Genomic DNA, 9,290 nt, shown 5'->3' with positions numbered 1-9,290 from the left:
GGCCGTGGGGTGCGCGGCGGGGGGGGGGGCGCGGGCGGGGGCCCGCACTCTCCGGGGGGGGGGGGGGGGGGGGGCCGGGCGGGGGGCGGGGGGGCCCCCCCCCCCCCCCGGCTACGAACTGCGCGGCGACCGGGTCGCGATCTCCAGCTCCGACTCCGACACGACGTTGCGGGCGCTGATGGCCGCCGTCCCCGCCGTGCACGACATCGAGATCGGCGCCGTCGGGCTGGAAGGCGCTTTCCTCACGCTCACCGCGGACGAAACCGACCAGGAGCACACCCGATGAAACTGTCCTACTTCGTCGTCGAGATCCGGCGGATGTTCCGTTCGCCGCGATTCGTGTTGTTCGCCATCGGGCTGCCGGTCGTCATGTTCCTGTTGCAGGCCAACGTCTTCATCAAAACGAGCGAAGCGGACCACGCGGCGCTCGTCGCGGTGGTGATGGTCAACATGATGACCTACGGGACGTTCGCCGCCGCCATGACCAGCGGTACGCGGCTCGCCGTCGAGCGGGCGGCGGGCTGGACACGGCAGTTGCGGCTGACGCCGTTGTCCGGCGGGGGTTACCTCGGTGCCAAGGCATTGTCCGGCATGCTCGTCGGGCTGCCCGCACTGATCGTGGTACCGCTGATCGGTGCGCTGTTCGAGGGCGTCCACCTCGACGCGTCCGGCTGGGTGCGGATCATCCTCGGCATCTGGCTCGGCACGGTCCCGCTGGTGCTGCTCGGCCTGCTGCTCGGCCAGTTCGGCACCCCCGACTCGATGCAGCCGATCACCATGCTCGTGATGCTCGCCATGGCGTTCCTCGGCGGGATGTGGATCCCGATCGAGGGCATGCCCGGCTGGATGCACGACCTCTCGCAGATCATGCCGACCTACTGGATCATCCAGCTGGTGCGGCCCGCCGTCACGAACACCATGCTGGTGGGCTTCCCGGCCGCGCTCGGCGTGCTCGCCGCCTGGACCGTCGTGCTCGGGGCGCTCGTGATCAGGCGTTACCGTAAGGACAGCGCCCGGGTCTGACCGGGCTCAGGGGAAGGTAGGACACGTGGGAGAGCGCTTGTCCGGCCATGACGGCCACTGGCTGTGGGGCCAGGACCGGGCCGCCCTGTGGCAGGATTCGCCGCTGGGCAGGGACGAGGGTCCGGGCAAGCGCCGGTGGCCGGTCATCGGTCTGGTGTTCCTCCTCCCGTTCATGGTTCCGGTCTTCTCCCGCGTGCTCGATGATCCGGGGCCCGCGTGGTCCAAAGTGGTCATCCTGGTGTTCGCCGGCGCGTATGGCCTGAGCTATCTGCTGTTCCCGCTGGTGTTCCACCGGCCCTTGCGGGACAAGCTGATCTTCTCGGCGGGGATGCTCGTGCTCGGCCTGGTCGTCATGGCGCTGGTGGGCTTCAACGCGTGGCTGCTGGTCTACGCGACGGCGACGCTGGCGTTCATCCTGCCGCCCGCGTGGGCGCTGGTCTTCGACGGCTCGACGCTGGTGCTGGCGTTGCTCGCGGCGGTGATCGCCGGGAAGTTCGGTGAGCACAAGGGTGATCTGATCTCGATCGCCTCGATCACGGCAGGCATGTTCTTCATGGCGAACATGGTCCGCGCGATCCAGCGGCTGCAGCGGGCCAATCACGAGATCGCGACGCTGGCCGTGGTCAACGAACGCGAGCGGGTGGCCCGGGACCTGCACGACCTGCTCGGGCACAGCCTCACCACGATCACCGTGAAGGCGGGGCTGGCCCGGCGGGTACTGGAGAGTTCCGGCGACATCCCGCGCGCGGTCGAGGAGATCCGCGAGGTCGAAGGCCTGACCCGCAGCGCGCTTTCGGACGTGCGCGCCACCGTTTCGGAGTACCGCGAGGTTTCGCTGTCGGCCGAACTGGTCGGGGCCCGCGCGGCGCTGCGGGCGGCCGAGATCGACGCGGATCTGCCGCACGCGGTCGACAACGTCCTCCCGGAGTACCAGAACACCTTCGGCTACGTGCTGCGGGAAGCGGTGACCAACGTGCTCCGGCATTCCGGTGCGAAGAAGGTCAAGGTGCGGCTCGGCCGGAACTGGCTCGAAATCGAGGACGACGGCAACGCCACCGAGGTCGTGGCGGGCAACGGCCTGCGCGGGCTGACCGAACGGCTCGCCGCGATCGGGGGGACGCTGCATACGTCGGTGAAGTCTGGGGGAGGATTGGCGGTCAGGGCCGAGGTCCCTGTGACCGCCACCACGGAAACGGCCACCCCGGCCGTGCGTGCCGAACCCGCGGGAGGACTGGCTTGATCCGGGTGCTGCTGGCCGACGACCAGGCGATGGTGCGCGGCGCGCTCGCCACCGTGCTGGGGCTGGAATCCGACATCGAGGTCGTCGGCCAGGTGGGGTCCGGCGACGAGGTACTGCCTGCCGCCAAGGAATCCGCCCCCGACGTCGCGCTGCTGGACGTCCAGATGCCGGGCAAGGACGGCCTGGTCGCGGCGGCCGAACTGCGCACGGCGCTGCCGTCCTGCCGGGTGATCATCTGCACCACCTTCGGCAGGCCCGGCTACCTGGCGCGGGCGATGGCCGCGGGCGCCGCGGGTTTCGTCGTCAAGGACGCTCCGCCCGAGCAGCTGGTCGAGGCCGTCCGCAGGGTCCACAGTGGACTCCGGGTGGTGGATCCCGCGCTGGCGGCCGAATCGCTGGCGACCGGGGCGAGCCCGCTCACCGGCCGGGAGCACGACGTGCTGCGCGCGGCGAAGGACGGCAGCACGGTCGCCGACATCGCCCGCGCGCTGCACCTGTCCGAAGGTACGGTGCGCAATCACCTGTCCGCCGCCATCGGCAAGACCGGCGCGCGCACCCGCGCCGAAGCCGTCCGGCTCGCCGAGGAGAACGGCTGGCTTTGACGCACACACGGTGTGCCGCCGATGTCGTTGAGTGATCTTCTGGAAGGATGCGCGGCGTGAGTACCGCCGTACGGACCAAGCCTTCACGGGCCAGTTGGGCGCGCCGGATCGTCTTCGGCACGCTGCTGGTGGCCTTGCTCGTCGGCGGCGGCACCGCGTACCGGGTCTGGCAGGTGGCCAGGGGCGACGATCGCACGCCCGCCGACGTCATCGTGGTGCTCGGGGCGGCACAGTACAACGGGACGCCGTCGGACGTCTTCTCCGCGCGGCTGCTCAAAGCCAAGGAACTCTACGACGCGGGCGTCGCGAAGACGATCGTCACCGCGGGCGGCAAGCAGGAGCGGGACAACTACACCGAGGCCGAGGCCGGGGCGCGGTGGCTGACCCGGCACGGGGTGCCCGCCGCGGCGACGCTGCCCGTCGGTGAGGGCAACGACACGCTGCGCAGCCTGCGCGCGGTCGCCACGCAGGTGCGGGCGCACGGCTGGCACAGCGCCGTGCTGGTGAGCGACCCGTGGCACTCCTATCGTGCTCGGATCATGGCCACCGACACTCGCCTGGACGCGTGGGCCGCGCCGACGCACAGCGGGCCGATCGTCCAGGCGAGGAACACGCAGGTCAGGTACATCGTCAGGGAGACCGGCGCGCTGCTGTTCTACCGGCTCACCAGGACGCCCGCCGACGCGTTGTTCGACACCATCCTGGACTGAGCGGGACGCGGATTGTCGGACCCGGCGCATAAGCTGGGCTCGTGGACGGTTACACCGAGCACGACCAGGCCAGGCTGCTGCCCGAACCCGCCAAGGGCTCGGCGCCTGCCGGTGCGCGCCCGGAACGCCGCAGCCCGTTCTCCCGGGACAGGGCCAGGGTGCTGCACTCCGCCGCGCTGCGCAGGCTCGCCGGGAAGACGCAGGTGGTCGGGCCGGGGGAGGGCGCCGAGGTCAGCGGCGTCCCGCGCACCCGGCTCACGCATTCGCTCGAGGTCGCCCAGATCGGCCGCGGGATCGCCGAGGAACTCGGCGCCGATCCGGATCTGGTGGACACCGCCGGGCTCGCGCACGACATCGGGCATCCGCCGTTCGGGCACAACGGCGAACGCGCGCTGAACGAGGTCGCGCGGTCGTGTGGCGGGTTCGAGGGCAACGCGCAGACGTTGCGCATCCTGACCAGGCTGGAGCCGAAGGTGGTCGGGGAGGGCGGCGTGACGGCGGGCCTCAACCTCACCCGGGCCTGCCTCGACGCGACGACGAAGTACCCGTGGCACCGGCGTCCCGGCCAGGCGAAGTACGGCGTGTATCCCGACGACGCGGCCGCGTTCGCGTGGATCCGCGAAGGTGCGCCGGCGGAGCGGACCTGCCTGGAAGCACAGATCATGGACTGGGCCGACGACGTCGCGTACTCGGTGCACGACGTCGAGGACGGTGTCTTCGCCGGCCGGATTTCCTTGCGGCTGCTGGGAGATCCCGACGAACGCAGCGCGGTCGCGGAGGCCGCGGCCGGGCACTTCTCCACCCAGTCGGTGTCCACTTTGGAGAGTGCGGCGAAGGAACTGCTCGATCTGCCGGTGGTCGCCGAGGTCGTGAGCGCCGGGCCGGAAAGCTCGCCGCGGGCACAGGTCGCCCTGAAACGGCTCACCAGCGAGCTGGTCGGCCGGTTCGCGACGGCGGTCGTCACCGCGACCCACGAGGTCTACGGGGAAGGGCCGTTGACGCGGTATGCCGCCCGGCTCGTCGTGCCCGAGCAGGTGGCCGCGGAGGTGGCGCTGCTCAAGGCACTCGCCCTGCGGTACGTGATGAGCGACCGGCGGCGGCTGGCCATGCAGGACGGTCAGCGCCAGCTGGTCGCGGACCTGGTCGGCGCACTCTGCCGGCGCGGGCCGGAGGCACTGGACCCGTTGTTCGTCCCGGCCTGGGAAGCCGCGTCCGGTGACGCGGAGCGGCTGCGGGTGGTGGTCGATCAGGTGGCCTCGCTCACCGACGCGCAAGCCCACTCCTGGCATTCGTGGTACGTCGCGCGTTACGGCTGAGCGGCCGTCTGAGCACGGCGGTACGGCTTCCGGGCCGCGGACTTGTCACCGGCGGCCGGACTTCCGGTTTGCGGGCTTTCGGCGTCTGCGGCCGGGGTGACCCGGTCGGGTAAGGTCGCGCTATGGCCGCCACAGACAGCCACCTCCGGTTCACCCTCGCCCTGCACCGGGTCGGCGCGGTGGGGGAAAACGCCTGCTTCTCCCCGTACTCGGTGGCATCCGCGCTGGGGCTCGTCACCCGTGCCGCCCGCGGCACCACCGCCGAGGAACTGCTGAGCCTGCTCGCCGGGGAAGCCGCGGACACCGCCGCGCTGGACGCGCATGCCGAGTTGCTGCGCGCTGCCGCGAAACTGGCGCCCGAGACCCAGCGGGAAGAACCCGAACTCGCCGTCGCGAACACGCTGTGGGCGTGGGACGCGCTCCCGCTGGAGGACGGCTTCCGCGCCGAACTGGCCGCGTGGCCGAACGGCGCCGTCGCGAGCGCGCCGTTCGTGGACGATCCCGAAGGTGCCCGCACCCGGATCAACGCCGACGTCGAGAACACCACGCACGGGCTGATCCCGTCGCTGCTGCCGCCCGGCTCGATCGACGAGGACACGGTGGCGGCGATCGTCAACGCCCTCTACCTGAAAACCTCGTGGCTGCACCGGTTTCCCGACCACGCGACCGGTCCGGCCGAGTTCCACGCGCCCGCCGGGACCCGGGAAGTGCCGACGATGCGGCTGGACGAGCGCCTCGGCTACGCGCACTCAGCGGGCTGGCAGATCGTCCAGCTTCCCGCCGCCGGTGGTGTGCAGGCCGTGGTGCTGCTGCCCGACGGGGAACTCGCCGAGGCCGAGGCGGCGCTCGACGAGCACGCGCTGGCCGGGCTGCTCGACGCGCCGCGAGCGCAACAGGTCCAGCTGGCGATGCCCAAGCTCGACCTCGACGTCCGGACGCCGTTGACCGCCGCGCTCGGCGAACTCGGGGTGCGGACGATGTTCACCCAGCACGCCGACCTGTCCGGGCTCTCACCCGATCCGCGGCTCGAAGTGTCCGATGTGCTGCACCAGGCCGTGCTGCGGCTGGACGAGCAGGGCCTCGAAGGAGCGGCGGCGACCGCGGTGACGATGCGCCTGATGTCGTTGATGCCCGGCGACCCGGTGGTCGTGTCCGTCGACCGGCCGTTCCTGCTGCTGGTCCGGCACGCCGAGACCGGCGCCGTCTACTTCTTCGCCAGGGTGGTCCAACCGTGAGTGTGCGGTCCGAAGCTGTCCCCGAACTCACCGAGCCAGACCCCGCCCCGGCGGTGACCGACACGAGACCGCGGCGCTGGGCGTGGCAGGACAGCGCCATCATGGGCGGTTTCCTGCTCTTCACGATCCTGCTCTACAACGGACTCTGGTTCGACCTGAAGAGCGGCTACCTCTGGAACGGGGCGGCCGACCAGAGCCAGTGGGAGTGGTACGCGTCGGTGACCGCGAAAGCGGTGCTGCACCTGAAGAATCCGCTCTTCACGGATCTGCAGAATTACCCCGACGGCGTGAACATGATGGCCAACGCCTCGATGTTCGGCCTGACCATCCCGCTCGCCCCGGTCACGCTCGTCCTCGGGGCGACGGCGACCTGGGCGATCGTGCTCACGATCGGGCTCGCCGGGACGGCGTCGGCCTGGTACTGGGTGTTCTCCCGGCATCTGACCACGAACCGGGTCTCCGCCGCGATCGGCGGCGCGTTCTGCGGGTTCGCCCCGCCGATGATCTCGCACGCCTGCGCGCATCCGAACTTCGTGGTGCTGTTCGTGCTGCCGTTCATCGCGCTGAAGGTCATCCAGATCGCGAAGGGGCAGCGGCCGGTCCGCAACGGCGTGGTGCTGGGCCTGCTCACCGCGTACCAGATCTTCCTCGGCGAAGAACCGCTGATGATCTTCGCGCTGACGTTCCTGGTGTTCGTCCTCGCGTATCTGATCCCGCGCCGCCGGGAGTTCAAGCCGATGCTGAAGCCGCTCGGGAAGGGCGTCGGCATCGGGGTCGTGATCACCCTGGTCCTGACGGCTTTCCCGCTGTGGTGGCAGTTCTTCGGCCCGCAGAGTTTCCACGAGCTGCGGCACGGTGAGGCGGGGAACGACCTCGCGGCGTTCACCCGCTTCGCGACGCAGTCCGTTTCGGGTGTGCCGTCCGCGGCGGCGGACGTGTCGATGAACCGCACCGAGGAGAACGCGTTCTTCGGCTGGCCGCTCATCGTGCTGATGGTCGTGCTGACGATCTGGCTGTGGCGCGACGTCGTGGCCCGCGCGTTCGCGATCACGATGTTCGTCATGGCGTGGCTGTCGATGGGCGTGCAGCTCATGATGGTCAAGGAGGAGACCGGCATCCCCGGGCCGTGGAAGTGGTTGTCCGGCCTGCCTTTCCTCGACTCGATCCTCGAATCGCGGCTCGCGATGGGCTGCCTGCCCGCCGTCGGCGCGTTGCTCGCGATCGCCACCGACCGCGTGTTCGCCGCCGCGGCGAAGCAGCCCGATTCCGACGCCGTGAACGGTTCGCGGCGGCTGCCGCTGCGGCTGATGTGGATCGGCGCCGTGGTCGCCGTGCTGCTCCCGATCGCGCCGACCGAACTCGTGGTCAAACCGCGCCCGTCCTCGCCGTCGTTCTTCGCCGACGGCACCTGGCGCACCTACGTCGCCCCCGGCGGCTCGCTCGTCCCGGTGCCGCTGCCGAGCACCGGCGAGGCCGAGCCGCTGCACTGGCAGGTCGACGCCGGCCTCGGCTATCCCATGCCCGAGGGTTATTTCGTCGGCCCGCAGAGCAAGACCGACAAGCGTGGGCGCTACGGCGCCGACCCGCGCCCGACGTCGAAGATCTTCGAACAGGTCGAACGCACCGGCCAGGCCTGGCCGATCAGCGAGGCCGACCGGACGCGCGCGCTCGAAGACCTGCGAGCCTGGAACGCCGACGTCCTCGTGCTCGGCCCGCGCGACCACGCCGACGTCCTGCGGTCCACTGTGGACCTTCTGCTGCGCAAGCCGGCGGAGTTCGTCGGCGGCGTCTGGGTCTGGGACGTCCGCCCGCTGACCGCCTGACTCCTCCTTCGGGTGACGCCTCTTTCGTGCCCACGTGGCAAGACGCCAAGGTGTCTTGCCAGTGAGGGAAGGGGAGTCATGGAAAAGCGCAAGGGCCTGTCGAAGCGGCAGCGACGGGTGTCGGCGGAGTTGCGCGCGCTGCGGATCGAGCGGGGCGTCACGTGCCTGGAGGTCGCCGACGCGCTGGGGTGCTCGGAAAGCAAGATCAGCCGCATGGAGACCGGGGTGCGTGGCCTCTACCCGGACGAGGTCTCGGCGATCCTCGGCTTCCTGCGCGCGCCTGCGGACAAACGCAAGGAGTTGCTCGACTTGCTGCGCCGAGGCGAGGAACGCAACTGGCACGAGGTCAGCGGCGCGATGTCGCCGATGTGGGCGGAATTGATCCGCTTCGAGCAGGACGCTGTCGCTATCAGGAACTACGAGCCGCTGATGATCCCCGGGCTGGCGCAGACCTCTGACTACACGCGTGCGTTGATGTGGCGTCTCAACCCGGGACTTTCCGAAGCCGATGTCGAGAAGCGGGTGTCGCTGCGGCGTAGCCGCCAGCGGATACTCGGCAGGCACGGTGCCCCGGACGTGCGGTTGATTGTCGAGGAAACGACCTTGCGGCGCACCGTTGGTGATACGAGCATCATACGTGCGCAGCTTGAACATCTGCTGGCGTTGAACCGGCGATCCACTGTCACGGTGCGCGTGGTGCCCTTCTCCGTGGGTGCGCATCCCGGACATGAAGGGCCGGTGATGTTGCTGGATTACCTTGCCGAGCCGACCTTCGCCTACGCCGAGACACGCGCGTTGAACAGCTTTCTCGAGGACGGCAGCCCGGTCGACCGGATCAAGTCCGCTTGGCGGCAGATCTGCTCTGCCGCCCTGTCGGTCGAAGACTCCGCTCGGCTCATTGCCAGCGTGCTCGGCGACTTGACGACAGCTGAGGAACGCGCATGATGAAGGACGGTGTCCGTGACACCAAAGACCGCGACGGTGGCACGCTGATTCTCCCGGCCACAGCCTGGTCCGCCTTCCTCCGTACCCAGCGCTGATCTAGGTTCGTAGATGGATGGTGTTGCGTCGGGGCGTACGGGTCGCGTCGAGCCACGCGGGCGGGATGAACTCCGGTAACCCGTCGGCGGTGATACGCACTTCCCATTCAGAATGGTGGATTACCTTGTGGTGGATGGAACATAAGAGCACGAGATTGTCCACTTTGGTCTCACCGTGGTGTGCCCAAAACACGATATGGTGCGCCGTGAGCTTGCCCGGAGGTGGCGGACACCGTCAGAGTGGTTGTGGTGACCACTGGAGGTTGTTCGGATGGCTAGTAGATTTTCGCAGCAGTTCAAG

At 69.7% G+C, this 9,290-nt stretch carries 9 protein-coding genes and 2 pseudogenes; 10 read left to right on the top strand and 1 reads right to left on the bottom strand.

All coding sequences use genetic code 11. The features are described 5' to 3' along the window. The 10 genes and pseudogenes from ACFWX1_RS39415 to ACFWX1_RS39370 all read left to right on the top strand — a co-directional run. Positions 1-286 (top strand): annotated as a pseudogene (locus ACFWX1_RS39415) (ABC transporter ATP-binding protein); the annotation flags it as partial. Further along, positions 283-1,023 carry an ABC transporter permease gene (locus ACFWX1_RS39410; protein ID WP_378394960.1) on the top strand — a complete coding sequence of 247 codons (741 nt, stop codon included), beginning with the start codon at positions 283-285 and terminating at the stop codon, positions 1,021-1,023. The pseudogene ACFWX1_RS39415 and the gene ACFWX1_RS39410, both read left to right, overlap by 4 nt. A 25-nt stretch (positions 1,024-1,048) precedes the next feature. Beyond that, positions 1,049-2,263 (top strand): sensor histidine kinase, encoded by a 1,215-nt coding sequence (locus ACFWX1_RS39405; protein ID WP_378394959.1) that lies wholly within the window; start codon positions 1,049-1,051, stop codon positions 2,261-2,263. Next, positions 2,260-2,865 carry a response regulator gene (locus ACFWX1_RS39400; protein ID WP_378394958.1) on the top strand — a complete coding sequence of 202 codons (606 nt, stop codon included), beginning with the start codon at positions 2,260-2,262 and terminating at the stop codon, positions 2,863-2,865. The genes ACFWX1_RS39405 and ACFWX1_RS39400 overlap by 4 nt, the downstream gene beginning before the upstream one ends. Before the next feature lie 56 nt (positions 2,866-2,921). Further along, entirely contained in the window at positions 2,922-3,575 is a 654-nt protein-coding gene (locus tag ACFWX1_RS39395; protein ID WP_378394957.1) for a YdcF family protein, read from the top strand. 41 nt (positions 3,576-3,616) lie between these two features. Beyond that, complete coding sequence (locus ACFWX1_RS39390) at positions 3,617-4,891, top strand: deoxyguanosinetriphosphate triphosphohydrolase (protein ID WP_378394956.1); 1,275 nt, start codon at positions 3,617-3,619, stop codon at positions 4,889-4,891. A gap of 122 nt (positions 4,892-5,013) precedes the next feature. Continuing rightward, the gene (locus ACFWX1_RS39385; RefSeq protein ID WP_378394955.1) at positions 5,014-6,126 is read left to right on the top strand and encodes a serpin family protein; all 1,113 of its coding nucleotides are present in this window, start codon (positions 5,014-5,016) and stop codon (positions 6,124-6,126) included. A 101-nt stretch (positions 6,127-6,227) separates the two neighbouring features. Further along, the gene (locus ACFWX1_RS39380) at positions 6,228-7,949 is read left to right on the top strand and encodes a glycosyl transferase (RefSeq protein ID WP_378394987.1); all 1,722 of its coding nucleotides are present in this window, start codon (positions 6,228-6,230) and stop codon (positions 7,947-7,949) included. 78 nt (positions 7,950-8,027) lie between these two features. Beyond that, positions 8,028-8,894, top strand: a complete 867-nt coding sequence (locus ACFWX1_RS39375) for a helix-turn-helix domain-containing protein (protein ID WP_378394954.1) — start codon at positions 8,028-8,030, stop codon at positions 8,892-8,894. Continuing rightward, positions 8,891-8,989, top strand: a complete 99-nt coding sequence (locus ACFWX1_RS39370) for a DUF397 domain-containing protein (protein WP_378394953.1) — start codon at positions 8,891-8,893, stop codon at positions 8,987-8,989. Before ACFWX1_RS39375 ends, ACFWX1_RS39370 begins: the two co-directional genes overlap by 4 nt. 1 nt (position 8,990) lies before the next feature. Here ACFWX1_RS39370 and ACFWX1_RS39365 read toward each other — a convergent pair. Further along, a pseudogene (locus tag ACFWX1_RS39365) lies at positions 8,991-9,203 on the bottom strand (HNH endonuclease); the annotation flags it as partial. Positions 9,204-9,290: the final 87 nt, after the last annotated feature.

The organism is Amycolatopsis sp. NPDC059021 (assembly GCF_042739895.1).
Lineage (GTDB): Bacteria > Actinomycetota > Actinomycetes > Mycobacteriales > Pseudonocardiaceae > Amycolatopsis.
The sequence above is the reverse complement of the archived record's forward strand: the minus strand, read 5'-3'. Positions and strand labels throughout refer to the sequence as shown.

What these genes read in the sequence shown, in the direction of transcription:
- ACFWX1_RS39410 (WP_378394960.1), top strand. Translation starts at nt 283, where the DNA reads ATGAAACTGTCCTACTTCGTCGTCGAGATCCGGCGGATGTTCCGTTCG.
- ACFWX1_RS39385 (WP_378394955.1), top strand. Translation starts at nt 5,014, where the DNA reads ATGGCCGCCACAGACAGCCACCTCCGGTTCACCCTCGCCCTGCACCGG.
- ACFWX1_RS39370 (WP_378394953.1), top strand. Translation starts at nt 8,891, where the DNA reads ATGATGAAGGACGGTGTCCGTGACACCAAAGACCGCGACGGTGGCACG.
- ACFWX1_RS39380 (WP_378394987.1), top strand. Translation starts at nt 6,228, where the DNA reads ATGGGCGGTTTCCTGCTCTTCACGATCCTGCTCTACAACGGACTCTGG.
- ACFWX1_RS39375 (WP_378394954.1), top strand. Translation starts at nt 8,028, where the DNA reads ATGGAAAAGCGCAAGGGCCTGTCGAAGCGGCAGCGACGGGTGTCGGCG.